Origin of the sequence: Modicisalibacter muralis, assembly GCF_900102945.1 — a bacterium.
In the GTDB taxonomy this organism is placed as follows: Bacteria; Pseudomonadota; Gammaproteobacteria; order Pseudomonadales; family Halomonadaceae; genus Modicisalibacter; species Modicisalibacter muralis.
Genome location: NZ_FNGI01000002.1, coordinates 130,466 through 155,238, shown reverse-complemented (window position 1 = coordinate 155,238; position 24,773 = coordinate 130,466). Strand labels below are relative to the sequence as shown.

At 62.2% G+C, this 24,773-nt stretch carries 22 protein-coding genes and 1 riboswitch; of the genes, 5 read left to right on the top strand and 17 right to left on the bottom strand.

Going from position 1 to position 24,773, the window contains the following annotated elements:
* Nucleotides 1–128: 128 nt before the first annotated feature.
* Nucleotides 129–2,018, bottom strand: a complete 1,890-nt coding sequence (gene thiC, locus BLR92_RS05330) for a phosphomethylpyrimidine synthase ThiC (RefSeq protein ID WP_089726283.1) — start codon at nt 2,016–2,018, stop codon at nt 129–131.
* Between the two features lie 85 nt (nt 2,019–2,103).
* A riboswitch (TPP riboswitch) is annotated at nt 2,104–2,225 on the bottom strand.
* 150 nt (nt 2,226–2,375) lie between these two features.
* Here thiC and BLR92_RS05325 point away from each other — a divergent pair.
* On the top strand, nt 2,376–3,290 hold the full coding sequence (locus tag BLR92_RS05325; RefSeq protein WP_089726281.1) for a DMT family transporter: 915 nt from the start codon (nt 2,376–2,378) through the stop codon (nt 3,288–3,290).
* A 51-nt stretch (nt 3,291–3,341) separates the two neighbouring features.
* Here BLR92_RS05325 and BLR92_RS05320 read toward each other — a convergent pair whose 3' ends face one another.
* From BLR92_RS05320 to BLR92_RS05300, 5 genes are all read right to left on the bottom strand, one after another.
* Nucleotides 3,342–4,616, bottom strand: coding sequence for a PQQ-dependent sugar dehydrogenase (locus BLR92_RS05320; protein ID WP_089726278.1), 1,275 nt, complete (start codon nt 4,614–4,616; stop codon nt 3,342–3,344).
* Between the two features lie 105 nt (nt 4,617–4,721).
* Nucleotides 4,722–5,666, bottom strand: coding sequence for a lysophospholipid acyltransferase family protein (locus BLR92_RS05315; RefSeq protein WP_089726276.1), 945 nt, complete (start codon nt 5,664–5,666; stop codon nt 4,722–4,724).
* 74 nt (nt 5,667–5,740) lie between these two features.
* On the bottom strand, nt 5,741–6,103 hold the full coding sequence (locus BLR92_RS05310; RefSeq protein ID WP_245704088.1) for a DUF4870 family protein: 363 nt from the start codon (nt 6,101–6,103) through the stop codon (nt 5,741–5,743).
* A gap of 93 nt (nt 6,104–6,196) precedes the next feature.
* Complete coding sequence (locus BLR92_RS05305) at nt 6,197–6,577, bottom strand: VOC family protein (protein WP_089726274.1); 381 nt, start codon at nt 6,575–6,577, stop codon at nt 6,197–6,199.
* A 20-nt stretch (nt 6,578–6,597) separates the two neighbouring features.
* Nucleotides 6,598–7,443 carry an EamA family transporter gene (locus BLR92_RS05300; RefSeq protein ID WP_089726272.1) on the bottom strand — a complete coding sequence of 282 codons (846 nt, stop codon included), beginning with the start codon at nt 7,441–7,443 and terminating at the stop codon, nt 6,598–6,600.
* Here BLR92_RS05300 and BLR92_RS05295 point away from each other — a divergent pair.
* The 3 genes from BLR92_RS05295 (at nt 7,436) to BLR92_RS05285 (ending at nt 11,448) form a co-directional block, all read left to right on the top strand.
* Nucleotides 7,436–8,302 (top strand): glutathione S-transferase N-terminal domain-containing protein, encoded by an 867-nt coding sequence (locus BLR92_RS05295; protein ID WP_245704086.1) that lies wholly within the window; start codon nt 7,436–7,438, stop codon nt 8,300–8,302. The two genes, BLR92_RS05300 and BLR92_RS05295, sit on opposite strands and share 8 nt — an antisense overlap.
* A 159-nt stretch (nt 8,303–8,461) precedes the next feature.
* On the top strand, nt 8,462–9,982 hold the full coding sequence (exaC, locus tag BLR92_RS05290; RefSeq protein ID WP_089726267.1) for an acetaldehyde dehydrogenase ExaC: 1,521 nt from the start codon (nt 8,462–8,464) through the stop codon (nt 9,980–9,982).
* A gap of 191 nt (nt 9,983–10,173) precedes the next feature.
* The gene (locus BLR92_RS05285) at nt 10,174–11,448 is read left to right on the top strand and encodes a D-alanyl-D-alanine carboxypeptidase (protein ID WP_089726265.1); all 1,275 of its coding nucleotides are present in this window, start codon (nt 10,174–10,176) and stop codon (nt 11,446–11,448) included.
* Between the two features lie 49 nt (nt 11,449–11,497).
* Here the strand turns inward: BLR92_RS05285 and BLR92_RS05280 are convergent, their stop codons facing one another.
* The 11 genes from BLR92_RS05280 to BLR92_RS05230 all read right to left on the bottom strand — a co-directional run bounded on the left by BLR92_RS05280 (nt 11,498) and on the right by BLR92_RS05230 (nt 23,462).
* Nucleotides 11,498–12,193 (bottom strand): response regulator, encoded by a 696-nt coding sequence (locus BLR92_RS05280; protein ID WP_089726263.1) that lies wholly within the window; start codon nt 12,191–12,193, stop codon nt 11,498–11,500.
* 42 nt (nt 12,194–12,235) lie between these two features.
* Entirely contained in the window at nt 12,236–13,660 is a 1,425-nt protein-coding gene (locus BLR92_RS05275) for an ATP-binding protein (RefSeq protein ID WP_089726261.1), read from the bottom strand.
* A 91-nt stretch (nt 13,661–13,751) separates the two neighbouring features.
* The gene (locus BLR92_RS05270; protein ID WP_245704084.1) at nt 13,752–14,798 is read right to left on the bottom strand and encodes a LacI family DNA-binding transcriptional regulator; all 1,047 of its coding nucleotides are present in this window, start codon (nt 14,796–14,798) and stop codon (nt 13,752–13,754) included.
* 97 nt (nt 14,799–14,895) lie between these two features.
* Nucleotides 14,896–16,002: an ABC transporter ATP-binding protein gene (locus BLR92_RS05265; RefSeq protein WP_089726259.1), complete on the bottom strand. Its 1,107-nt coding sequence runs from the start codon at nt 16,000–16,002 to the stop codon at nt 14,896–14,898.
* Nucleotides 16,003–16,054: 52 nt separating this feature from the next.
* Complete coding sequence (locus tag BLR92_RS05260; RefSeq protein ID WP_089726256.1) at nt 16,055–17,671, bottom strand: alpha-glucosidase family protein; 1,617 nt, start codon at nt 17,669–17,671, stop codon at nt 16,055–16,057.
* 35 nt (nt 17,672–17,706) lie between these two features.
* Nucleotides 17,707–18,549 carry a carbohydrate ABC transporter permease gene (locus BLR92_RS05255; protein ID WP_089726254.1) on the bottom strand — a complete coding sequence of 281 codons (843 nt, stop codon included), beginning with the start codon at nt 18,547–18,549 and terminating at the stop codon, nt 17,707–17,709.
* Nucleotides 18,546–19,508: a carbohydrate ABC transporter permease gene (locus BLR92_RS05250; protein ID WP_089726251.1), complete on the bottom strand. Its 963-nt coding sequence runs from the start codon at nt 19,506–19,508 to the stop codon at nt 18,546–18,548. Before BLR92_RS05250 ends, BLR92_RS05255 begins: the two co-directional genes overlap by 4 nt.
* Nucleotides 19,509–19,522: 14 nt before the next feature.
* Nucleotides 19,523–20,782, bottom strand: a complete 1,260-nt coding sequence (locus BLR92_RS05245) for an ABC transporter substrate-binding protein (protein ID WP_089726924.1) — start codon at nt 20,780–20,782, stop codon at nt 19,523–19,525.
* Between the two features lie 244 nt (nt 20,783–21,026).
* Entirely contained in the window at nt 21,027–21,953 is a 927-nt protein-coding gene (locus BLR92_RS05240; protein WP_089726250.1) for a LysO family transporter, read from the bottom strand.
* 80 nt (nt 21,954–22,033) lie between these two features.
* Nucleotides 22,034–22,729 carry a hypothetical protein gene (locus BLR92_RS05235; RefSeq protein WP_089726248.1) on the bottom strand — a complete coding sequence of 232 codons (696 nt, stop codon included), beginning with the start codon at nt 22,727–22,729 and terminating at the stop codon, nt 22,034–22,036.
* Nucleotides 22,730–22,835: 106 nt separating this feature from the next.
* Nucleotides 22,836–23,462 (bottom strand): LysE family translocator, encoded by a 627-nt coding sequence (locus BLR92_RS05230; RefSeq protein WP_089726246.1) that lies wholly within the window; start codon nt 23,460–23,462, stop codon nt 22,836–22,838.
* Between the two features lie 206 nt (nt 23,463–23,668).
* Here BLR92_RS05230 and BLR92_RS05225 point away from each other — a divergent pair, with 206 nt between their 5' ends.
* Complete coding sequence (locus BLR92_RS05225; RefSeq protein WP_089726922.1) at nt 23,669–24,772, top strand: NADH:flavin oxidoreductase/NADH oxidase; 1,104 nt, start codon at nt 23,669–23,671, stop codon at nt 24,770–24,772.
* Nucleotide 24,773 lies beyond the last annotated feature (1 nt).

Below are 24,773 nucleotides of genomic sequence, written 5' to 3'. Positions count from 1 at the left end.
CTGATGGCGGCGAGAGCCAGCTATGAATTCTGGCATTGCGCATAGTTTTTAGAAAATATTTCCGAAAAATGCAAAAAGCCGACAATGATGCCGGCTTTGCTCGAATCAGGCGTGAAACCAAGCGCCCGTTAGACTTCCCGATATAGCTCAGCTCCTTCTTGACGGAACTTCTCCGCCTGTTCTTCCATGCCCTTCATCACCGCTTCCTGATCGCCGTCGAGGCCGTGTTCGGCAGCATAGTCGCGGACTTCCTGGCTGATCTTCATCGAGCAGAACTTGGGCCCGCACATCGAGCAGAAGTGCGCGACCTTGGCCGAGTCCTTGGGCAGAGTCTCGTCGTGATACTCGCGCGCGGTATCGGGATCGAGGCCGAGGTTGAACTGGTCCTCCCAGCGGAACTCGAAGCGCGCCTTGCTGAGTGCATTGTCGCGCCTTTGCGCGGCAGGATGCCCCTTGGCGAGATCCGCTGCATGGGCGGCGATCTTGTAGGTGATGATGCCGGTCTTGACGTCGTCCTTGTTGGGCAGGCCGAGGTGCTCCTTGGGCGTGACGTAGCAGAGCATGGCGCAGCCGTACCAGCCGATCATCGCCGCGCCGATGCCCGAGGTGATGTGATCGTAGCCGGGAGCGATATCGGTGACCAGCGGGCCGAGAGTATAGAACGGCGCCTCGTCGCAGTATTCGAGTTGCTTGTCCATGTTCTCCTTGACCAGATGCATGGGCACGTGACCGGGACCTTCGATCATCACCTGTACGTCGTGCTTCCAGGCGATCTTGGTCAACTCGCCGAGCGTCTTGAGTTCGGCCATCTGCGCCTCGTCGTTGGCATCGGCCACCGAGCCGGGGCGCAGGCCATCGCCCAGCGAGAAGGCCACGTCGTAGCGCTTGCAGATCTCGCAGATGTCCTCGAAGTGGGTGTAGAGGAAGCTTTCCTTGTGGTGGAACAGACACCACTTGGCCATGATCGAGCCGCCGCGCGAGACGATGCCGGTAACGCGCTTGGCGGTCAGCGGCACGTAGCGCAGCAGCACGCCGGCGTGAATGGTGAAGTAGTCCACGCCCTGTTCGGCCTGTTCGATCAGGGTGTCGCGGAAGACTTCCCAGGTCAGGTCCTCGGCCACGCCATTGACCTTCTCCAGCGCCTGATAGATCGGCACGGTGCCGATCGGCACCGGGGCGTTGCGAATGATCCACTCGCGGGTCTCGTGGATGTTGGCTCCGGTGGACAGGTCCATGATGGTGTCGGCGCCCCAGCGGATGCCCCAGGTCATCTTGTCGACTTCGTCCTCGATGGACGACGTGACTGCCGAGTTGCCCAGGTTGCCGTTGATCTTCACCAGGAAGTTACGGCCGATGATCATCGGCTCGGATTCGGGATGATTGATGTTGTTGGGTATGATGGCGCGGCCCTCGGCGACCTCGCGGCGCACGAACTCGGGCGTGATCTCCTCGGGCAGCCGGGCGCCGAAGCCCTGGCCGGGATGCTGATGGCCGAGGATGCGCTCGACTTCCTCCGTGCCCAATGCCTGACGCCGCTGGTTCTCGCGAATGGCGATGAACTCCATCTCCGGGGTGACGATGCCCTGGCGCGCGTAGTGGAGCTGGGTGACGTTCTTCCCCGCCTTGGCGCGGCGTGGCGTGCGTGTCAGATCGAAGCGCAACTGGGCGAGCAGCGGATCATTGGCGCGGCGCTGGCCGTACTCCGAGGTCGGGCCGTCGAGCCACTCGGTGTCGTCGCGTTCGTCGATCCAAGCGCGGCGCAGTTCGGCCAGGCCACGGCGCAGGTCGATGTCGGCCCCGGGGTCGGTATAGGGGCCGGAGGTGTCGTAGACCAGCAGCGCTGGGTTTTGCTCATCGGCGCCGGAGGTCTGGGTCGGCGAGAGGCTGATTTCGCGAAACGGCACGCGAATGTCGGGCCGCGAGCCTTCGATATGAATCTTGCGCGAGCCGGGCAGGGCCTGGATGGCGGCGTCATCGACGCGGGCGCGCTCGTTGAGGAAGTGATCGGTCTTAGCCATGGTGCGTTGTTCTCCCAGATGATTCAGGAGGACAAGCGAAGGAGGGACACGGGCAGGTCGTTAGGCTTGTTATAGCTGAGATGCACCTGCGTGGCCGCTTGATCCCTACGCTGGTCCTAGCCAGTTCAGGTTCAACGGGACCAGTGCTGTCCTTCAGGAAGGAAGGCACCATCTCAGCCGGCTCTACCGGCACCCCGTCAAGCATGCCGGGTCAGTCTAGCAAGTTGCGAGGACTTGAACAGCCCCTTGCGGCGCGACTGCCGAAATTGGCCAGTCACAGTGTCACCCGTTGATTAAAATAAGCGCTAATATAGTGCATCGAAAAAACCTGCCAAGCGCTCGTCGAGAGGAATGCCAATGCCGCTGGACGCAACACTTCGCCTGCTACTGCTTTCCTCGATCTGGGGTGCCAGCTTCATGTTCATGCGCATTGCCGCGCCGCAGTTGGGCGTGTTTTCGACCGCCTTTTTTCGCGTGTTTCTGGGTGGCCTGGGGCTGGCGGCGATTCTCATGGTGCTGCGCGTGCGCTGGGATTTTCGCGGCAAATGGTGGCGCTCGCTATTGATCGGCACGGTCAGTTCCGGCATTCCCTTCGCCATGTTCTGCATCGCCGCGCAGTTTCTGCCCGCCGGCTATTCGGCGATGTTCAATTCCGCGACACCGTTGTTGGGTGTCGTCATCGGTGCCAGTTTCTTCCATGAGGCAATGACGCGCGATCGGCTGATCGGCGTGCTGCTGGGGCTGTGTGGCGTGGCGGTGCTGTTACAGACCGGCCCGGTGGCCATGAATCGTGAGTTGCTGTTTGGCGCGCTGGCCTGCCTGGCCGCCTCGGCCTGCTACGGGTTTCAGGGCTTTCTGGTGCGTGACTGGATTACCGCCAAGGGCGGCCTGGATTCGCGCTTGCTGGCGGTGGGCACGCAGATCGGCGCGACGCTGATGCTGGCGCCGATGATGCTGGGCGAGGTCTGGTCGATGCCGTCTCTCGACGCCTGGCGCGACATCGAAGCGTGGTCGGCGATGCTGGCGCTGGGGGTGGTGTGTACCTCGCTGGCGTATCTGCTGTTCTTTCGCCTGATGGAGGACCTCGGCCCGGTGAAGCCGCTGACCGTGACCATGCTTGTGCCACCCTTCGGCGTGCTGTGGGGGGCGCTGTTTCTCGATGAGGAAGTCACCTGGGCGCATCTGATCGGCGGGGTGCTGATCGCCGGGGCGCTATGGCTGATCCTGTTCAAGACGCCGGCCCCGCGTATCGCCGCTGCCGAGGAGCCATAGGCTATGCGAAGCCTAGTCGCCGCGAGTGCTGCCATGGCCTGATACGTTCAATCACGATTCGCCGTCGGTCGCCTTATCGAGCGTGGTATCGGCGTCGATCGGCTGGCCATCGATGGTCAGCCGATATAGCCCGGTCTCGCCCTCGTCGGAGGTGAAATAAAGCGCGCCGTCGGGGCCATAGGCGACACCGATCGGGCGTGCCCAGCGCTGCCCCTGATCATTCTGAAAGCCGGTAATCAGTGGGCCTACCTCGCCCTCGGTACCATCATCGCTGAGGCGAATGCTCATCAGCGCCGGCTCGCGCCGGGTGCTGGGGTCGCCGGCGGCGCTGCCATCCGGTTGAGTGCCCCAGCTACCGTGCAAGGCGGTGATCATGTCCACGGCCAGGCCGCTATCCTCGGGCAGAAACGTCAGCCCCATGGGCGCGCTGCGAGCCGGAAAGGTGACCACCGGCGGCGTCGCCTCACTGGCCTTGCGCGGCGGTTGGCTGTCGATGCAATCGTCGCGCTTGAATTCGCCGTCGACCCACTGGAACCAGGGCATGCCGAAGAAGCTGCCGCGTTCGGCGCGCACCAGCACCTCGCGAGGCAAGGCGTAGCCCCAATGGTCCGGCCCGTTGTTATTGATGTAGAGCACGCCGTCGTGGCTCCAGGCCATGCCGATCGGATTGCGCAGGCCGGTGGCATAGGGCTGCCATTGCGGGGTATCGCCGCTTTCATCAAGCACCATCACTCCGCCACGCCAATCCTCGAAGGCATAGTCCTTGCCGATGTATTGATCGGAGCAGTTGCCCTGAATGCCCAGCGAGACATACAGCCGCCCGTCCGGGCCCAGCGTCAGCGAGCGCGAGCTGTGCCCGCCGCCGCCCGGGATCTCGGCAACCAGCTCGAAATCCTCCTCGCCAAGATCGGCCCCTGACTGGTACTTGGCGCGATACAGCCCATCGGTGGTGGCAACGTACAGGGAGTCGCCGCGCTGCACCACGCTGTGCGGGTAGCCATCGAGCTCGACGAGTACCTCGGCTTCGTCATAGGGGGGCGCGAGGCGATAGACCTTATCGGCCTGACTGCCGATGAACATCTCGCCATCGACCCCGAAACTGATCAGGCGAGGGGCATCCAGTGCCACGACCTTTTCGATCCGAGCGCCGGGTGGGGCCATGACCCGATGTTCGGTGCCGGCGACATCGACGCGGCTCAACTCGCTTGCATTCGGCGTTTTATCCTGAGCCTGGGCCACGCCGGCTATCGCCAGTGACAGGGCCAGCAGGCCGGATGCGGGTAAAAAGGCGAGAGGGGACGTGAAGGGCGAAGATAGCGCAAGCATGGTTCACTCCGTGAGCCGGGCCGCGGAAGTGGGCTTCCAGCAGTGAATGTCTAGCCTAGTGTAGACGCTCACCCGCGATGCGTGGCGCGGCCTGCTCGGCCCACGTTAGCGGTATATCCGAAAGCGCTTGTGCTGAGAGTGCCCCTGCTGCTGCTCGGGTGTCTTGCGATAACGCTTGTATTCCCATTGATACTGCGCCGGATCCAGCGCGATGGCGGCTTCGACGCAGGCATTGACACCGCGCGCCGCGCTGGCCTCGGCGGCGGCGTAGACGCGCTGATCGGCGGCGAGAAAATGAATCTCGAAGCCCTGGCTGCGATTGTCGCCGTCGATACAGCGTTTGGCGACACCGGTAACCACGCGTGCCTGGGTGCGTGCCACCAGCTTGGGCAGTAGTGTCGCCGTATAAGCGGGGCGATGGTAGAAGTCGGCGAATACGCCGCCGCTCCAGTCGGGCTCCTGATCGGGCAGAATTCCCACCGCTTCGCTGCGTTTCAGCGCCTTGAGTAGCGACGCCACGCCGCGAGAGTTGGTCGGCACCAGGCTCGCGCCCATGCGCTCCCGGCCATGGCGAATCAGCGGATCCAGTGCGGCGATCTTGGGTGGCTCGTACATCGCGGTGAAGGGAAAGTGGCTGGACAGCCAGAAGTTGAGCACTTCCCAATTGCCGAAATGCGGGGCGAGTACGATCACGCCACGCCCTTCGGCGCGCGCTTCGTCGAGCAACTCGCGGCCATGCACGGCGCGAATCGAATCCTCGACGCGGCGAGGTTCGGCCAGCCAGGCGAAGCCCAGCTCGAGCATGGTGGCGGTGGAATGTATCAGGCTGTCGTGGCCCAACGTGCGGCGCTCAGGCTCGCCGAGCGCGGGAAAGACCTCGCGCAGATTCGCCTCGGTGACCTCGCGCTCACGGCGACCGAGGCGATACACCAGCGGCCCGAGTCGCCGTGCAAGGCGCCAGAGCGTTGCCGGCGAGCGATGTGCCAGCAGGCGCCAAAGCGCGGCGATGGCCTTGGCTTGAAAGGACGATGACGTTTCGGTCTGACTCATGGCGTTCCGCAATAGCTAGCTGAACGCCGCATTATACCGATGACCCGCGACGCTTTCTCGTGCTCGCCGCTTGCCTACCACAGCCAGGACTCGACATTGCTCGGCGCGCGTTTTTCCTGCACCGCCTTGAAACCCTTGACGCAGCGCACGATCAGCCAAATCGCCAGGGCGATCATCAATATCAGGCCAATGCCGATCAGGGTCAGAATCGAAGCAATCAGCGCATAGAGCAGGCCGATCCAGAAGGTGCGAATCTGGTAGCGGTAGTGCTCGTCGAGCCACGCCGGCCCCTTGCCGCGATAGACATAGGCGACGATGACACCGATCAGCGGCGTGAAGCCGACCACGAAGCCGGCCAGCATCAGCGCATAAACCACCAGCGCTACCGTGGTGTCGGCCGGTTTGGGCGCTTCTCCCGCCACGCTGTCATCTGTCATGGAACTCGTTTCTTGCATGATCGATTTTCCCTGGAAAAAGTAGGCGACGACCACCAGCATAGCCAAGACCGATGCGCGCGTCCGCATCGCCTATCAACGGCTGGGGCGACAGATTTCGATCAGATTGCCGTCGGGATCGCGTAAATACAACGACATGATCGGACCGCTGGTTCCCTGGCGCGCTACCGGGCCTTCCTCGATGGGAATTTGCAGCGCGCCCAGATGGTCGTGGATCTCGTCCAGCGTCAAGGCGCTGCGAAAGCACAGGTCGAGACTGCCCGGCGTGGGCTGTACAGCCTTGGGGCTGACCGGCGTGCCGGCCTGGTGAAGGCGTAGCGCCATGTCGCCGAGCACCAGGTCGACGCGCTCGGCGTCGCGATAGCGGGCTTCGAGACCCAGCACGCGGGTGTAGAAATCCACCGCGCGGGGGATGTCGGTAACGGTGACGACCAGGTGATCGAGGCCGGTTAGCATGATGTTCTCCGCGTATTCAGTTATGGCTTGTAGCGTGTCAGGCCGATCCCGCAGGCAATCAAGCCCGCCGACACGAAGCGCCAGACGCCAAAGCCTTCCTTCAGGATAAAGGTCGAGATGAGCGCGGCAAACAGCACGCTCGTCTCGCGCAGTGCAGAGACCATCCCGAGCGGTGCGTGCGCCAAGGCCCAGATGGCAATCCAATAGGCGCCGACCTGCATCCCGCCAGCAAGCACTGCCGGTGTCAGGTTGGTACGGACGACTTGCTTGATTGCCTTGGCCTTCCAGGTCGACGCGACCAGGAACGTCAACAAGCCGTCGCCGATCGTCAGGCAGACAGCAAAGCCCATCACCGAGCCGGCCTGTCGCGCGCCCAAACCATCGACCAGTGTGTAGGCGGCGATGCTGGCTCCCGTTCCGAGCGCAAACAGCACCGCACGTGGATTCTGACTCAATCCCGTTCGCTGGTCGAAGGCAAGCGCCATGACGCCAACCGCGAGAAAGGCCACGCCGAAGAACGGAATGACACTCAAGACTTCCCCAGCGAAGAAAGCGGCACCCAATGTGACGAGAAGTGGCGCGGAACCGCGCGCAATCGGATAGACCTGGCCGAGATCGCCGTAGTTGTAAGCCACGGGAAGAACGAAGTGATAGCCGGTGTGAAGCAGGATCGCTAGCGCCAGCAAGGGCCAGCTTGCAGGATCGGGCATGTCGATGAAAGGCAGCGCCAGCGCTGAAACGAAACTGCCGAGCAACGTCACCACGGCCATGACCGCGATGCGATCGCCGCTGACCTTGATCAGTGTATTCCAGCCAGCATTGAGCATGGCGGCCAGCAATACCATGAGCGTAATTTCAATGCTCACTGTTCCTCCGCCGATGGCATTATTCGTAGTATCTTGGCCTACATCTGAACTTCGCGGAAGCGCTGCGCGCCGCACCGGTCTTGCAGGTCATCATGACGCGCGTGAGATTATAGCCGACGAGCACCCCTCGAATGGAGTCACAATGACTGACCTCTCTGCCTTTGTCATAACAAGGAAATGGCCCGCGCGGCATCCCGAACGGCTTCAGCTCTACTCGTTGCCGACACCCAATGGCGTCAAGGTTTCGATCATGCTCGAAGAAACTGGTCTGCCTTACGAGCCCCACCGTGTCGGTTTCGAAACCAACGATCAGATGTCGCCGGAATTCCTATCGCTCAGTCCCAACAACAAGATCCCGGCCATCCTCGATCCCGATGGCCCGGGTGGCGAGCCACTTCCACTATTCGAATCCGGTGCGATTCTGATTTATCTCGCCGACAAGACCGGGCAGTTCATGCCGCAGGACCCCGCAGGCCGATACGCAACGATCCAGTGGCTAATGTTTCAAATGGGCGGCATCGGCCCGATGTTTGGCCAGCTCGGCTTTTTCAATAAATTTGCCGGCAAGGATTACCAGGACAAGCGCCCGCGCGATCGCTACGTTGGCGAATCGAAGCGCCTGCTTGGCGTGCTCGAGCAACGACTTGCCAAGCGCCGATGGATCATGGGCGATACCTACACCATCGCTGACATAGCCACCTTTCCCTGGGTGCGCAATTTAATCGGCTTCTACGAAGCTGGCGATTTGGTGGGTATCGCGGACTTTCCTAATGTCGGGCGCGCCCTTGAGGCATTCCTTGCGCGCCCGGCGGTTGGAAAAGGCCTCGAGATTCCCGGTCAGGATCCGGTCCCGGCATAGGCGGTAGATAGGCTGGCGACACCGTGCGCCACTAGCGCTTCCCGGCATGGGTTCATGGTCAAACTCCACTACGCTTGTTGAAGGCCGAGTGAATACGCTGCGAGCCAAGCCAGCGTCGCCGTGCCCGGCCATGAGAGCCAGCCAAAAGGAGCGTGTGCCATGATTTATGCAAATCCCGGTAGCGCAGAGTCCGTCGTTGCCTTCGACAAGCGCTACGGCAACTACATCGGCGGCGAGTTCGTCGCGCCGGTCAAGGGTCAGTACTTCGATAACGTTACGCCGGTCACCGGCGAGGTGTTTTGCGAGGTTGCTCGCTCGGGCGCCGAAGACATCGACCTGGCACTGGACGCCGCGCACGAGGCCGCGTCGGCCTGGGGCAAGACATCCGCTGCCGAGCGCGGCAATGTGCTGCTCAGAATCGCCGATCGCATCGAGCAGAACCTGGAAATGCTCGCGGTCACCGAGGCATGGGACAACGGCAAGGCGATCCGCGAGACGCTGAACGCCGATTTGCCGCTGGCGGTGGATCACTTCCGCTACTTCGCCGGCTGCATTCGCGCCCAGGAAGGCAGCGTCGCGGATATCGACGCCAACACCGTGGCCTATCACTTTCATGAACCGCTGGGCGTGGTGGGGCAGATCATCCCGTGGAATTTCCCGATTCTGATGGCGACCTGGAAGCTGGCCCCGGCGCTGGCGGCGGGTAACTGCGTGGTGCTCAAGCCCGCCGAGCAGACCCCGGTATCGATTCTCAAGCTGATGGAGCTGATCGGCGACCTGCTACCGCCTGGCGTGGTCAATATCGTCAACGGCTACGGAGAGGAGGCCGGGCAGGCGCTGGCCTCGAGCAAGCGCATCGCCAAGATCGCCTTCACCGGCTCGACCCCGGTGGGCTCGCACATCCTCAAGTGCGCCGCCGATAACATCATTCCCTCGACCGTCGAGTTGGGCGGCAAGTCGCCCAATATCTACTTCGCCGACATCATGAATGCCGAGCCGGTGTTCATTGACAAGGCGGTGGAAGGACTGGTGCTGGCTTTCTTCAATCAGGGCGAAGTGTGTACCTGCCCGTCGCGTGCACTAATTCAGGAGAGCATGTACGACGAGTTCATGGCCAAGGTCATGCAACGCACCCAGTCGATCAAGCGCGGCAATCCACTGGATACCGACGTTCAGGTCGGCGCTCAGGTATCCGAGGAGCAATTCGACAAGATCATGTCGTACATGGACGTCGCTCGTGAAGAGGGCGCCGAGTTTCTTACCGGGGGCGAGAAGGAAAGCCTCGACCCGGCTCTGTCGCGTGGCTATTACATTCAGCCGACCTTGCTCAAGGGCGATAACAGGATGCGTGTGTTCCAGGAGGAAATCTTCGGCCCGGTGGTCGCCGTGACGACCTTCAAGGACGAAGCGGAGGCGCTGGCGATTGCCAACGACACCGAGTTCGGCCTCGGTGCCGGTGTGTGGACGCGCGACATCAATGTCGCCTTCCGCATGGGTCGTGGTATCCAGGCCGGTCGCGTGTGGACCAACTGTTACCACCAATACCCCGCACACGCCGCCTTCGGCGGTTACAAGAAGTCCGGCGTGGGTCGCGAAACTCATAAAATGGCGTTAGAACATTACCAGCAGACCAAGAACCTGATGGTCAGTTATGACATCAATCCGATGGGGTTTTTCTAGGCATCGACTTTATCGGTATTGACTAAAACGTAGAACTGGGGTCAGAAGGGGATGGATATCGGAGCGTAGTAATGATTCACTAACTGCGAAAATGCCCTCTTGCAGGGGAGGGCCTTCGTCGCTGCGGTTTGCCGGAGGCTTGATGGCGTGACCGCGTCGGTCGCCAACACAACAACTCGAAGGGAAGACTCATGGCGCCCATTCATTCTTACGCCACTTCGCGTGGCTTCGGAGCGTTCCTTGTCGTCTGGTTCATCGGCTTGGCACTGTTGTGCGCACCATCGGCACAAGCCGACAACCCGCGATACGCGGGGATTGTCGTCGATATCGAGAGCGATGTCGTTCTCTACGCCGACAACGCCCGGGAACCGCGTTATCCCGCGTCGTTGACCAAGATGATGACACTCTACTTGCTGTTCGAAGCGTTGGAGGACAACACCCTGACGCTCGATGACACCTTTCCGGTTTCGAGTTATGCGGCTTCCCAGCCGGCGTCCAAGCTCTGGGTACAGCCCGGCGATCGGATCAGCGTGGAGAAAGCCATTCTGGCGCTGATCGTGACCTCGGCAAACGATGTCGCGGTGGTGGTGGCCGAGGGGCTGGCCGGCAGCGAGGAATCCTTCGCCGTGCAAATGACCGACAAGGCCTGGGCGCTGGGCATGAAGGATACCGTCTTTAGCAATGCATCGGGGCTGCCGGACGATGCTCAGGTCACGACCGCGCGCGACATGCTCATGTTGGCGCTGCATTTGATCGAGGATTTCCCGCAGTATTACGACTACTTTTCCAGAACGCGATATACCTATAATGGCACGATGCATACCGGTCACAACCGGCTATTGAGCAGTTATGCCGGCGTGGACGGTCTGAAAACCGGTTACATTCGCGCCTCGGGATTCAATGTCGCCACCTCTGCGGTGCGCGGTGATCGGCGCATTGCCGGGGTGGTGATGGGCGGCTTCACCTCAAGATCGCGGGATGCCCACATGGCCGATCTGCTCAATCGTAGCTTCGCCCGAGCCGCAATGATGAACCAGGGCGACTGGGTGGCGCAGACCGATTTGTTCGGCGGACCGGGACTGAGTTCGCCCGATAACGCCGACACTTCCGGCGAAACGCTCGTTGCGGCCTCGGACACCGGTGCCCAGGACGATCCCATCCGGGCGCTCATCGCGCAATCCGAGCGCGACGGGGAATTATCCAGCAGCGTGCTCTCCGATGTCTGGGCGGTGCAGGTGGGCGCCTTCAGCAATCGGGAGGGGGCCCAGCAGTTGGCCACGCAAGCCGTCGACTACCTTTCCACCGAGCTAAGCGAGGCGCGCAGCGCGGTGATGCCCGCACAGGGCGAGCAGAGGATCTTCCGCGCCCGTGTCATCGGGCTGCAGGAGAGTCAGGCTCGGCAATCCTGCCAGCAACTGATGCAGCGGGGCATGGACTGCCTGGTCGTGCGTGGCGAAGGCGGTTAGGCTATGCCTGAAAAGTGCCGATGGTGTGCGGAGCCTAGCCGAATGCCGCTCATTCCTCGGGCTGGTATTTGTAGCCGACACCGTACACCGAGCGGATGATCTCGCGCTCGGGCCAGACATCGGCGATCTTGCGGCGAAGTTTCTTGACGTGGCTGTCGACGGTGCGCTCCGAGACGATACGATGGTCGCGATACATGTGATCCATCAACTGCTCGCGAGAGAAGATTCGCCCCGGTGCCTGCATCATGACCCTGAGTAACTGGAATTCCACCGCGGTCAGGCCGAGATCATGCTCGCCGGCCAGTGCGCGCCAACCGTCGTCATCCAATGCCAGGCTGTCCAACGCCTCACCGTTGTGCCCGGTGGCCCCGCCAGCGCGGCGCAGCACCGCCCTGACTCGCGCCACCACCTCGCGTGGGCTGAATGGCTTGCAGATATAATCGTCGGCGCCGAGTTCCAGACCGAGCAGGCGGTCGACTTCCTCGACACGCGCGGTGAGCATGATGATGGGTAGGGCGGGCCACTGTTGGCGGATTTGCCGGCACAGCGTCAGACCGTCGGTGCCGGGCAGCATCAGATCGAGCAGTACCAGCGCAGGCAACCCGCTGGGGCGGTCGAGCAGCCATGGCATGACCTCGTCGCCGTGTTCCAGGCGATGCGCGGTGAAGCCGTCGCCAGCCAGGTAGTCGGCGACCAGCTTGGCGATCTTGGGTTCGTCCTCGACGATCAGAATGGCTTCGCTCACCCGCTTGTCTCCTCGTTGCCGTTTGCTTGTCGTGCCGCTTGCCTAGCCTCTATTCAGCGGAAAGCTCAGTGTCCAGCATAATCCCCCCAGTGGCGAAGGTGATGCCTTGAGCATACCGCCATGCGCATGAGTCAGAGCAGAGGCAATCGACAACCCCAGGCCACTGCCGCCACGGCGTCGATTGCGCGAGGCCTCGACCCGATAGAGGCGCTCGGTGAGCCGTGGCAGATCGTTGGCGGTCACGCCGGGCGCGCTGTCCTCCCAGCGCACCCACACCCGTTGGTTATCGACTGTCAGGCTGACTTTCAGGTGCCCCGGCACATCGGTATAGGCGCGGGTATTGGTCAGCAGATTAGTCCAGAGTTGACGCAAGCGCTGACGATCGCCGCGAATCGGTGCCGACGCGGCGATCGAGATTTCCAGTGTGATACCGGCGTCATGCAGCCAGCCGCGCGCTTCCTCGAGCCGGTCGTGAAGCGAGGATGCCAGGTCCAGCGGTTCCAGGTGCGTTTGTAGCGAGCCGGCATCGCTTTGCGCCAACAGGCGCAGGTCGGCTACCAGGCGCTCCAGTTGCTCGGCTTCCTGACTCAATGAATAGAGGCTATCGTGATCGAGTGGGCGAATGCCGTCCTGCATCGCCTCTATCTCGCCACGCAGCACCGCCAGCGGGGTGCGCAGCTCATGGGCGATATCGGCCACCCAACGCTGGCGCGACTCGCGATTGGCCTCAAGCGTCTCGGCGAGCACATTGAAGTCATGGGCCAGGCGCGCGAGTTCATCGCGGCCACGCTCCCTCAGGCGCACGCTGTAATCGCCTTCGGTCAGGCGACGCGTGGCCAGCGCCATGCCACGCGTACGCCGTCCCAGCCACCAACTCAACACCCCAGCCAGCAACAGCGAGGCCAGCGCCAGCGAGCCGACGATGATCGACAGATTGCGCTGCTGGCGAGAGAGAAAGATGCGATCCATGCGCGCCATCAACTCCCGCGGCGGGCGATAGCCGAGTTCGCCGACATAGCGACCGTTGCTGACGATGGGTACGATGCGCAGTGGTTCTTCAGTGCCAGGCGACTCCTCGCCCAGCGGCAGAGACGGTGGGCTGATCACTACCCGGTCCTGGGAGTCGCGCAACACGAAATCGCGCGGGTCGCCGAGTTGGCGTTGCAGGCCCGGCGGTTGCTGCTCACGGTTGGGCCAGAGCTGTTGGTAGACCAGCCGCGACCAGGCGCGTGGGTTGTCGCGCAACCACTGCCAATTGCCGCGCAGCGCCCACTCCTCGCCCAATGCGCTGGCCAGTATCTCGGCACGTTGGGTCTGGGTTCGCTCCAGGTAATCGATGAAGCCCTGATCGAGGCTGCGTGACACGAATACGAAGATCAGCCCGCAGATGCCCACGTTGACCAGCAAGATGGTGACGAACAGCTTGAGACCCAGGCGCGAGACATTGGGTCGGGTAAATGACTTCATGCGGTTACCGTCGGCGATGAACTGGCCGGAATCGAAATTCGATATAGATAGGGTAACAGTATCGGGTCCAAGGGCCAGCCGGCACGAACCCTCAGGGGCAACTATCGCCGAGCAGCAGCTCGGTGGTCAGCACCTGTCGCTGGCGGGGCGCGATGCCCAGAATCATCGAGGCGGCCAGGCGGCCTTTCTCGGCGCTGTCCTGGCGTACGGTGGTCAGGCGCGGGGCGCGATACTGGCCCTCGCGAATGCCATCGAAGCCGGTCAGGCGTAGATCCTCGGGGATGCGCAGGCCGCGCTGCTCGGCCAGCGTCAGTGCGGTCAGCGCGATACGATCGGACATGCACAGCAGCAGGTCGGGGCGCTCGCCGGCGGGCAAATCGAGTATGTCTTCGATGACCGGCGCGCTGACATCAAACGTATTCTCCTCGATATTCCACATCGGCACGCCTTTGGGGTCGATGCCATGATCGTGCAGCGCCTGATGAAAGCCGGCCAGACGGCTACGGGTGATGGTGTGTTTCTCGGGAAGCAGTGTCTGGTGGGTGATGCGCCCGTTACAGGGTTGCTCGGTCAAGCGCAGGTTGACGATCCCGGGTCGCTTGGCCCCGCCTGCCAAGGCGTGCCGGGCGATGGCGTAACTCGCTGGCTGGTTGTCGACATGCACAGCGGCGCACCCGTCGATATCGAAATCCACCGCCACTCGCGGGCATTGTTGGGGCAGCCCGTCGAGCAGCGTGGTGGTGGGCATCAAGCCATAGACGATGAAACCGTCGGCCATGCTTGCCGAGCCCGGCGATTGCGTGCGCCCGCGCCCAGGTAGCAACAGCAGGGTGTGGCCGTGGGCATCGAGCACCTCGGCGACACCGGAAAGAAACTCGCTGGCCACCGCGTCGTTGAGGCTATAGGTGAGGGTTTCGGCCAACACCACGGCGATGATGCAGGAGCGACCGGTGCGCAGGCTGCGCGCCTTGGCATCGGGGCCGTTATAGCCAAGCCGCTTGGCCTCGGCGAGAATGCTATCGCGCAGCTTGGGCGATAGCTGATCCGGGCGGTTGAAGGCGTTGGACACGGTAGCGGTGGAAACACCGAGCTTTGCGGCGAGGTATTTGAGTGTGATTCGGCGTTGCTGTGCTGGCACGGTCCTTCCCGGTCGCGTAGCGGTGATACCTCAGCATACCGCCCCGGCCAGAGCCGGGACAGTCGATTTTAGACGCAGTCCGAGCCTGAAATAAGGATCAGGCTGCCGCGCTGGTTTTGCGCACCGCCAGCGAATGATCGTTGCCGTCGAACAGATGCACGCACGCCAGATCGGCGATCAGCGCCGCGCGCTGGCCGACCTGCCATTGGCAGGGTGCCTCGCTGCGATGAATCAGCAGGGTTCGGCCTTCCATCGGTTCGAGATAAACGTAAACCTCGTTACCCAGATACTCGACGTTGACGACCTCGAAGGCGTTGTCGCCCTCGGCGGGCGCCAGGCGCAGATGCTCGGGGCGCACGCCCAGCGTCAGTTGGGCGTTCGTGCGCTGGGCGCTGGCATCTTGCGGCAAATTCAATGCGCCGATGCCCTTGGCGCGCACCCGGCAGCCCTCGGCGGGGTTGTCCTCGAGCTCCGCCGGCATGAAGTTCATGGTCGGCGAGCCGATGAAGCCGGCAACGAATTTGGTGGCGGGCTGCTGATAAAGCGTCTGCGGGCTGCCGACCTGTTCGATGTGGCCGCCCTTGAGCACCACGATCTTGTCGGCCAGGGTCATCGCCTCGACCTGGTCGTGGGTGACGTAGATCATCGTCGAGCCCAGGCGGTCGTGCAGGCGGGCGATTTCGTTACGCATCTGCACACGCAGTGAGGCATCGAGATTCGAGAGCGGCTCGTCGAACAGTAGAATGCGTGGCTCGCGCGCCATCGCGCGGCCCATCGCCACGCGTTGGCGCTGGCCACCGGAGAGCGCCTTGGGTTTGCGTTCGAGTAGCTCTTCGAGTTGCAGGATGCGCGCCGTTGCCATGACCCGCTCATGCACTGTCTGCTTGTCGGTCTTGGCCAGCTTGAGTCCGAAGGCCATGTTTTCGTAAACACTCATATGCGGATACAGGGCATAGGACTGGAACACCATGCCTACGCCGCGTTCGCGGGGCGGCAGTTCGTTGACCACGTCATCATCGATTTTCAGGTCGCCGTCGGTAATCGACTCCAACCCGGCTATCAACCGCAACAGGGTTGATTTTCCGCAACCCGAAGGCCCGACGAAGACCACGAACTCGCCATCGCCGATGATCAAGTCGACGTCGTTGATGATGTGGGTGCTGCCGAACACTTTATTGATCTTGTTAAGCGTCACGCTTGCCATGATGTTCACTCCTTGCCGGCAGCGGCGTGTGCCGGCATGCGTTGTTTGCGTGTCATGCGAGCCGGAAATAGGCTGCCTGATAGGGCGGCAGGGTCAAGCTGTCGCCATTGCGCGTGCTGCTAAAACCATGCCCATCGAGCGCGCCATCGACCGCCAGCGGCAACGTCGTGATTCGCGTCTCGCCGCTGAGATTGAACACGCACAGCAGGCGCTCATCGTCGTGCGCTCGGGTGAAACCGAGCAGCTCGTTGCCGACATCGATGAGTTCGAGCGCGCCATCGAACAGCGCCGGGTGCGCGCGGCGGAAGTTAAGCAGGCGACGCACGCCGTTGAGCAGCGAAGCCGGGTCGTCGTGTTGACGCGCTACCGCCAGCTCGCGGTGGCGAGGGTCTACCGGTAGCCAGGGTTCGACCGACGAGAAACCGGCCTGCGCGGCGTCGTTCCACGGCATGGGCGTTCGGCAGCCGTCGCGGCCCTTGAAGTCCGGCCACAATACCTTGCCGTAGGGATCCTGTATGCGCTCATAGGGCACCTCGGCTTCGGGCAGACCCAACTCCTCACCCTGATACAGACATACACTGCCGCGCAGTGACAGCAGCATCGCCAGTGTAACCAGCGGGTAGGCGTACGGATCCTCGCGCTCGCCCCAGCGGGTGCGACTGCGCATCACATCGTGATTCGACAGCGCCCAGCACGGCCAGGCATCGCCGGCCAGGCGCTGAAAGCGCTCGATCACTTCGCGAATGTAGGCCGCTGAATGTGGCGTGTTGAGTAGATCGAAGGTATAGGCCATGTGCAGCTTGTCGCCGCCGGCGGTGTACTCGGCCATGCGTTCGAGCGGCTTGTCATCGCCGATCTCTCCGACCGTGGTGGCGCCGGGGAATTCATCCATCAGCGCGCGCAACTGTTGCAGAAAACTCAGATTCTCGGGGCGACTGATATCGTATTGGTGACGCTGCCAGGTGTAGGGGTTGGCGTCGGGCGCGCCCAACGTCTTGCTCTCGCCACTTGGCACCGCTGGGTTATTGCGTAGCTCGGCATCGTGGTAATAGAAGTTGACGGTGTCGAGGCGAAAGCCATCGACACCCAGCTTCAGCCAGAAGCGCATGCCGTCGAGCTGAGCCTGACGGGCTTCGGAGCTATGGAAGTTCACGTCCGGCTGGCTTGACAGGAAATTGTGCAGGTAATACTGGCGACGGCGTGGGTCGAAGGTCCAGGCCGGGCCGCCGAAGACCGAAAGCCAGTTGTTGGGTGGCGTGCCGTCGGGCTTGGGATCGGCCCACACGAACCAGTCGGCCTTGGCGTTGTCGCGATCCTGGCGGCTTTCCTGGAACCACGCATGCTGATCCGAAGTGTGGCTGATCACCTGATCGATGATTACCTTGAGACCCAGTTCATGGGCGCGTGCCAGCAGCGCCTTGAAGTCGTCCAGGCTGCCGAACATCGGGTCGACGTCGCGGTAATCGCTGATGTCGTAGCCAAAGTCCTTCATCGGCGAGGTGAAGAATGGCGACAGCCAGATGCCATCGACACCCAGCTCGGCGACGTAATCGAGCTTGGCGGTGATCCCCGGCAAATCGCCGATGCCATCGCCGTTGCTATCCATGAAACTGCGCGGGTAAATCTGGTAGATGACGCCACCGCGCCACCAGAAGGTGTTGTCCTGCATGAAATTTCCTTGACTAGATGAAATACAAACGTGGTTCAGCCTTTCACGGCGCCGGCCGTCAGCCCCGAAACGATGCGCCGCTGAAAAATCATCACCAGCACTACCAATGGCACGGTAACCACCACCGAGGCGGCCATGATCGTTCCCCATGGCAACTCGTGCGGGCTACCGCCGGAAATCAGCGCGATGGCCACCGGCACGGTGCGTTGGCTGTCGGTGAGCGTGAAGGTCAGTGCGAACAGAAACTCGTTCCAGGCGGCGATGAAGGCCAGCAGGCCAGTGGTCGCCATGGCCGGCCACATCAGCGGCATGAATACGCGGGTGATGGTCACCCAGGGTGTGGCGCCGTCCATGATCGCGGCCTCTTCCAGTTCCATGGGTAGCTGGCGCATGAAGGTGGTCAACACCCACACGGTGAACGGCAACGTGAAGATGGTGTAGCTCAACACCAGCGCCCAGGGGCTGTTGTAGATGTTCAGCACGCGAACGACCTCGAACAGTCCGGCGAGTACCGCGACCTGCGGGAACATCGACACGCCAAGCACGATCAGCAGCACCGAGTTGCGCCCGCGAAAGCGTACCCGACCGAGTGCGTAAGCGGCGGTCAGGCCCAGCAGCAAGGCGATGAACACCACGCAGACCGCGACCAGCACCGAGTTGCCGATGGCCTGGAGAAAGCTGCCTTGGGTGAGCACGCGCTCATAGTTGGAAAAGTCCACCGAGTTCAGCCAGTAATCGACACGAAATAGCTGGCTTGCCGGTTTGAGCGAAGTAATCACGGCGTAGTAGAACGGGAAGATGGCATACACCATCAGCACGCCGATCAGCGCCCAGAAGCCGGCACGCTTGGCGATGGCGATGAGTTGGCGCGAGTTCATGAGTCACCTCCCAACTGGCGACGGCCCAGGTAGAGGTAGGCCACGGTCACCAGCGCGATAATCAGAAACAGCAGGGTCGAGGCGGCGCTGCCATAGCCGACATCCTGAAACTGGACCAATTGCTGGCGGGCGTAGATCGACATGGTCATGGTGCTGGTGGAGTTCGAGGTCAGCACATAGATGACATCGAACACGCGCAGCGCATCGAGCGCGCGGAAGATCACCGCGACCAGTAATGCCGGCGTAATCAGCGGCAGGGTCACCCGGAAGAACACCTTGATTGGATTGATACCGTCGACCTCGGCGGCCTCGTAGCAATCCTTGGGGAGCATCTGCAACGCCGCCAGCACCAGCAGCGCGACGAAGGGAATGGTCTTCCACACATCGACCATGATCACCGCCCACATAGAGAGGTCGGCATTGGCGGTCCAGGCTAGTGGATTATCGATGATCCCCAGGCCCATCAGGGCATGATTGATGATCCCGAACTGGTCGTTGAGCATCCACGCCCACATCTTGGCCGAGACGATGGTGGGGATCGCCCAGGGGATCAGCACCGCCGCGCGCACCAACATGCGGCCACGAAATTCGGCATTCAGAATCAGCGCGACGATGACCCCGAAGAAAGTCTCCAGCGACACCGAAACCACGCTGAAGAACAGCGTGTTCCACACCGAACGCCACCACTCCGGGTCGACGAGCAGACCGTACCAGGTGCCCTCGTAATACAGCAGATAGTTCTCGAAGCCGATGAATTGCGCGCCGCCGGTATTGGCCAGCGACGCATCGGTGAAGCTGAGATAGAAGGTGCGGATGAGCGGCCAGCCGGCCACCAGGGCCAGTGCCACCAGCATCGGTAAAAGGAATAGCCAGGCGGCGCGAACGCGCTGGCGCCGCACCTGGGTGCTTCGGGTGCGGCGCACGGCACGCGGCGCGCTCAGGGGTTCGGAAATAGCCATGGCGCGCTCCAGGGTTACCAGTTACGGCGTTTGATAAGGTTGAGTTCGTCTTCGAGTTTCTCGAGCGCCTGCTCGCTGCTCTGATTGCCCGACAGCACGCCATGCACGGTATTGAAGAAGGCGTTACTCACCCGACCATAAGCGGAGCCGGTGGCGGCGGACGGGCGTGCCACGGCATTGACGAAGGTGTCGTAGAGCGTGCCGAAGAAGGGCACTGCGGCGAGCACTTCCTGATCCTGGTACAGCGCCTTGATGGTCGGGTTATAGGAGCCTTCGATGGCGCGACGCTTCTGCTCTTCCTTGGAGGTCAGATACGTCACCAGCTTGACGGCGAGTTCGGTGCTCTCGCTGTACTTGGAAATCGCCAGGTTCCAGCCACCCAGCGCCGCCGCGCTCTCGCCCTCGGGGCCGTGGGGCAGGGTGGTCACCCCGACCTTGCCACGAATATCGCTCGACTCGCTCTGCGCCAGCGCCCAGGCATATGGCCAGTTGCGCATGAACACCGCGTTGCCCGTCTGGAACACCCCGCGGGCCTCTTCCTCGGTGTAATTGAGCACGCCCTTGGGTGAAATCTCGCCGATCCAGCTAGCGGCCTGATCGAGCGCCGCCGCGGCACGTGGGTTGTTGATGGTGACTTCGCCCTGATCGTCGACGATGGTGCCGCCGCCGTAACTCGCCACCCACTCCAGCGCATTGCAGGTCAGCCCTTCGTAGGCGCGCCCCTGGAATACGTAGCCCCAAATCTTGTCGTTGCCGGCCTCGCGTTCGGCGGCCTGGATGTCGCTGGCAATATTGGTCATTTCCTGCCAGGTCTCGGGCACCTCATGGCCGTATTCGGTGAGTAGATCCTTGCGGTAGTAGAGCACCCCGGCATCGGTGAACCAGGGCATGGCGACCAGTCGACCGTCGACGGTGTTGTTGTCGACGATGGTCTGGAAGTGGCCCTCGGCGATATCTTCTCCGCCATGCTCGCGCAGGTCGATCAAGTGATTGGCCAGCATGCCCGGCCACACCACATCGATCTGCAGCACGTCGATGTCGTCGGATTGCGCGGAAAGAATCTGCTGATACAGCGACAGGCGCGCGGTCGACGAGCTGGGCGTGGAAACGATATCGACGCTATACCCGGTCTTTTCCTCCCAGGCCTTGACGCCTTCCTTGCACAGGATGAGTTCGGCGCCCACGGCGCCACAGGAGATGGTCAGATCGGCGGCGTGGGCCTGGCCTATACCGGCGCCGGCCAAGGCGAGCACGGGGATCAGTTTACGGGTCATAAATGGGCGCATGAGTGTCCTCGTCGATTGTTGTTGTCAGTGTGGCTTTAAACGTCGTCTTAATCGTTTAAGATATGTTGGAAAGTTAGCCACCAGTGACCTCTCGTATCAACCTAGACTTTATGAGTAGCTGCGCCGCAGCATTAGCTATTATTGATTCAGAAGTCACTGACACGACAGGAAATTCAAAGACTAAGCGGAATCGTTCAGTGTCACGCGAGCTGCGTTATTTTTGGTAAATTTACTACAAAGATAACAAAAACAGGATCAGTGGCGGCGATAGCAGCGACAGAATGAACCCACTGACCACGGCGATAGGCACGCAGGCCACGCCACCGTGTTGCTGAATGACCGGCAACGTGAAGTCCATCGAGGTGGCGCCACCGTAGCCGATGGCCAGCGGTGTGGTGCGGTGGATGACCAGCGGAATCAGCAGGAAGGCCAGCAACTCGCGGGCCAGGTCGTTGAAGAACGCCACGCCGCCCAGCACTGGGCCGAGTTGGTCGCCGATCAGAATGCCTGACAGCGAGTACCAGCCGAAGCCGGCGGCCATTGCCAGACCTTCGTTCCAGCGCAGCCCGAGCAGCGGCGCGGCCAGCAAGCCGGCGACCAGTGAACTCACCGCCACCGTGGTAGCGATGGCCAAGCCATGACGATTTAGCAGAATCTGCTTGAGCGGCATGCCGGAATTGCGTAGCTGGCAACCGATCAACCCGAGCAGCGCATACAGCACCCATTCAGCGAGTTGCTCGGCGAGCGCGGGTGCCTCATTGAAACCTAGCGTGCCAAAGCCCAGCCCGGCGAGTACGCCGAGCACCACCACGCCCGCCAACGCCAGCGAACCGAGCATCGCCGCGAGCTTGCTGGTCGGCGCGCCCTCGACCACTTTGGAGTCGCCGATGTGCAAGCGGCTGCGCCGCGACAGCCACCACAGCGCGGCAAGATTGATCGGCGTGATCACCGCGAACAGCAGCGCGGCCTGGCCGCCCATGCGCGCCAACTGGCCGCCAAGATCCTCGAGGCCGGTCAGGCTGACGCCCATCAGGCCGAGAATCGCATACACCGAGAAATTCACGCCGCGATTGATCGCGGCCAGGGCGCGTTCATCGCGTACCGGGACCAGATAACCCACGATCAGTGGCAGCAGTATGAGTAATAAGCCGGCGAGCATTGGGCATCCCTTGCAGTGAAACGACCGGCTACTTTAGCGTCTGGTGGCTATTTGCGTCAGTGATTTTCGCTGATGGCCTATCAGTTTTGCTGATGGGCAGGCGCTTCTTCGCTAAGGGTCAATTGCGTCAGCGTCAGGCGACTTTGGCGTTCGCCGTCGCGTCGATACTCCATGGCCAGCAGCAGCCCCGGCATTTTACGATGAAAGGTGAATACCAAGTGGCGGTCGGGTTTCTCGGGGTCCCAGCTATCGACCGTGACGCTGGGGAAGGTGCCGGGGGGCAGTCGTGTCTCGCCGCGCTCGATCACCCGATAGCGCAGCGTTTCCTCCTCGCCCTTGTAGCCGAGGTAATGCAGCGTGCAGGGCGCCCGATCGTGAGTGCAGCGTGCCTCGGGCGCACGCCGCGAGAGCGCGAACAGCGCCGTTTGACGATCGGGCAGTGTGCTCAGGTCGTCTTCGGTAAGCCGATAGCGTTCGCCAAAGCCCAGCAGGTTGTAACCGCTAGCGTAGGACTCGGCATCGGTGGTCTCGCCCTCGATTCGGAAGCGGCTGCGCTCATCGCCCTTGGCGATCGAGATCGCCGCGCGCATCTCGCTCTGCCACACCTCGCCACGCTGCGACAGCCGATGGCTGATACGCGCATCGGGCCAGCCATCGACGCTGAGATGATACGTCGCCTGGAAAGCTACCGGGTTGGCTAGACCCGCCAGTGCCGGCAGGCTGAACACGGCTAGCAAGACGAAGACTCCAATCGCCTTGCACAATGGCATCCGCATGTTTTCTCCCGTCGCGACAGCCTTGCCAGTCACGCTAGGATGCCCGCTGGGCGGCGAATGTTCCCCGCGCAAGAACCTGCGGTCGTGATGGGGTTCGAGGTCCCGATCATAGCGGCTGGCGCAGCCGCAGCAGCGAGACGCCCAGGCCAACGAACGCGCTACCCACCAGCCGGTTGATCCATAGCACGCGGCGCGCCGAGCCGAACAGACCCGCGATACGCCGGGCGAGACTGCCGTAAATCACCAGCGTGCAGAACGAAAGCGCCATGAAGGTGCCGACCATGATCGTGAACTGCGGCCACAGTGGCACGCTGGTATCCAGAAATTGCGGAAACAGCGCGGTGAAAAACAGGATGGCCTTGGGGTTGCCAAGGGCGACCAACAGGCCCTCGCCGAATACATGAACCCTGCCACGCTTCGGCATGGAGGCGCTGGCCACGGCAAGGCTTTCCCGGCTTCGCCACTGGCGGACCCCCAGGTAAATCAGATAGCCGGCACCGAACAGCTTGAGTGCGGTGAACAGCCACTCCGAGGTTTTAAGCACCACACCCAGACCCAGCACCGCGGTACCCGCCACGGCGAGCAGGCCGATAATATTGCCCAGCGACGAAACGGCCACCCGGCGAACGCCGCCGGACATGCCATTGCGTATGGCCACCAGGAACGCCGGGCCAGGGCTCAGAATACTGATGGCGGCAACGGCGACGAACAATAACCAGGTAGTTAGCGACATTGAGAGTGCTCGGCAGTGGGTTGGATCGGTCTAGCTTAGAGGGTTTTACCTGCCAGATAACCACTATCATCACGCGAGATGGTGAACTGCCAGAATATACCCAACCGCTTCTTCCAAGTGCGATACTTCGGACGCAATCTCCATGGAATTGCGCAGAAATTATTAGCTTGCTACATTTTATGCTCACTTCGTTTCGGGATGCGCCGATGTCAACACCCACGCTATTTACGCCGTTACGACTCGGTTCGCTCGAGTTAGACAATCGCATCGTCATCGCCCCGATGTGCCAATACTCGGCCGAGGAGGGCTGCGCGACCGATTGGCACCTGATTCATCTCGGCCACCTGGCCTTTTCCGGGGCGGGGCTGCTGATTCTCGAGGCGACGGCGGTATCGCCGGAAGGGCGCATCAGTCCGGCAGACCTTGGCCTGTGGTCGGATGCCAACGAGCAGGCGCTGAAGCGGGTGCTTACGGCAGTGAGGCGCTATTCGCCGATTCCGCTGGGTATCCAGTTGGGCCATGCCGGCCGCAAGGCATCGAGCCGTGCCCCCTGGCAGGGCGGTGGGCAGGTTCCGATCGAGGAGGGCGGCTGGCAAGCGCTGGCGCCTTCGGCGATCGCTCATGGCGATGACGACCGCCCGCCTAGTGCGTTGACGCGGGAGCAGCTCGATCAGGTGCGCGATGATTTCGTCGCCGCCGCTCGGCGTGCCGAGCGCCTGGGGCTCGAGTTGATCGAACTGCATGGGGCGCACGGTTACCTGCTGCATGAGTTTCTGTCGCCGCTCTCCAACCAGCGTGACGACGAGTATGGCGGCAGTCTCGAGAACCGCCTGCGTTTTCCGCTGGAAGTGTTCGAGGCCGTGCGCGATGCATTTCCCGCCGATAAACCGGTAGGCATGCGCGTGTCGGGTAGCGACTGGGCAGCTGGTGGCTGGGACTTGGAGCAGACCTTGGCGCTCGCCCAGGCACTCGACTCGCGCGGCTGCAGCTTCCTGCATCTTTCCGGAGGCGGCTTGACGCCGAAGCAGAGCGTTCCCCTGGGGCCGAACTATCAGGTGCCCTTTGCACGTGCCGTCAAGGCGGCGGTTGCCATGCCGATCATCGCCGTCGGCCTGATCACCGAGCCGGAGCAGGCCGAGGCGATAATCGGCACCGGCGACGCCGATGCCATCGCGTTGGCGCGAGCCATGCTTTACGACCCCCGCTGGCCGTGGCATGCGGCAGCGCAACTCGGCGCCAGCGTGCATGCGCCTAACCAGTACCTGCGCAGCCAGCCACGTCAGTTCAAGGCTCTGTTCAAAAGCGAGTAAT